Here is a 1,483-nt window from a genome sequence, read left to right on the forward strand (position 1 = left end):
CATAAAAATCTTTAGGGGAGTTTGGAAACCCAGTGGCTTTTAGCCCTGGGAGGAAAAACGACGGGCGTGGACTTTAGTCCACAGTTTCTCTTGTTGACTAGATTATACTTTCGCTGTAAACTAAATTCTATAGCGAGAGTTGTTTTATGTATCTGACACAGAAGAACCAAATCAGAGAACTGAATAAGTCTGAATTTGTTGCTCTGCGCGAGTTGTGCCGACTGAGTAAGAACCTTTACAACGTAGGTTTGTATACTGTGCGGCAATACTTCTTTGCTGAACGTAAACATCTGCGCTATGAATCTGCTTACCATCTGTGCAAAACTAACGAGAACTACAAACTTCTCAATACAGATATTGCACAGCAAACACTCAAGGTAGTAGACAGAACATTTAAAAGCTTCTACGGATTGATTAGTGCAGTTAAAAGTGGAAGCTATCAACAGAAAGTGAAACTTCCTAACTACTTGCCTGCATATGGATACTTCTTGCTGATAATTCCTAGAATTGTTGTTAAAGATGGAAAGTTCAGAGTTCCGATGTCCAACGCTTTCAGAAAGCAGTTTGGAGAAGTTTGGATTCCATTCCCAAAAAGACTTAACATAAATCAAATCAAGGAAGTTAGGATTCACCCAAAATACAATGCTAGATATTTTGAGATTGAATTTATCAGCGAAGTTGAACCTGAACCCATAGAAGTTAAAAGCAATAGTGCTATTAGTATTGATTTGGGAGTTGATAATCTTGCTGCTTGTGTTGATACCAATGGGGCATCCTACTTAGTGGATGGTAAACCAATCAAATCTATTAACCAGTGGTTCAACAAGCGATCCGGCCAACTGCAATCTATTAAAGATAAGCAAAATATCAAAGGCATCACTAATCAACAAGTGAAGCTTACGGCGAAGCGCAATAATCAAGTCAAAGATTACCTGAACAAGACAGCACGATTTATCGTGAATCACTGTATCACCAACAGTATTGCTAATTTGATTGTGGGTTACAATCCCGGCATCAAACAAGAAATCAATATTGGTGGACGCAATAACCAGAACTTTGTTCAAATACCTTTTCACAGTTTGCGTTCTAAATTGAAGGCAATGTGTGAAAGATACGGGTTGAATTACCAGGAACAAGAAGAATCTTACACCTCTAAAGCAAGTGCGCTTGATGGTGATAAGATACCTGTTTACAATGCCGACAATCCCAAGGAATACCAGTTTTCTGGTAAACGAATTAAACGCGGATTGTACAAAACAAAGGAAGGACATCTGGTTAATGCGGATCTAAATGGTTCACTGAATATCGGAAGGAAAAGTAAGCTCAATGGCTTTTTAGTTCGGAGAGTTTAGAGGGTCTTTGACTGCCCCAAGAAGGATTAATCTTCTTAAATTAGAAAGGAAAACGCGAAGCAACACGGCAACAGAGCCTGTTGCGTAGCATCCTTTTAGAATCCCCTAGACTTTAGTCAGGGGAGGGTCAA

1 protein-coding gene is annotated in these 1,483 nt (G+C 39.2%); it reads left to right on the forward strand.

Annotated features, from left to right (window positions below; all coding sequences use genetic code 11):
* Positions 1–146: 146 nt before the first annotated feature.
* The gene (locus tag UYC_RS35215; protein WP_016879213.1) at positions 147–1,352 is read left to right on the forward strand and encodes an RNA-guided endonuclease InsQ/TnpB family protein; all 1,206 of its coding nucleotides are present in this window, start codon (positions 147–149) and stop codon (positions 1,350–1,352) included.
* Positions 1,353–1,483: the final 131 nt, after the last annotated feature.

Source organism: Chlorogloeopsis fritschii PCC 6912 (assembly GCF_000317285.1).
GTDB classification, from domain to species: domain Bacteria; phylum Cyanobacteriota; class Cyanobacteriia; order Cyanobacteriales; family Nostocaceae; genus Chlorogloeopsis; species Chlorogloeopsis fritschii.

What these genes read in the sequence shown, in the direction of transcription:
- UYC_RS35215 (WP_016879213.1), top strand. Translation starts at nt 147, where the DNA reads ATGTATCTGACACAGAAGAACCAAATCAGAGAACTGAATAAGTCTGAA.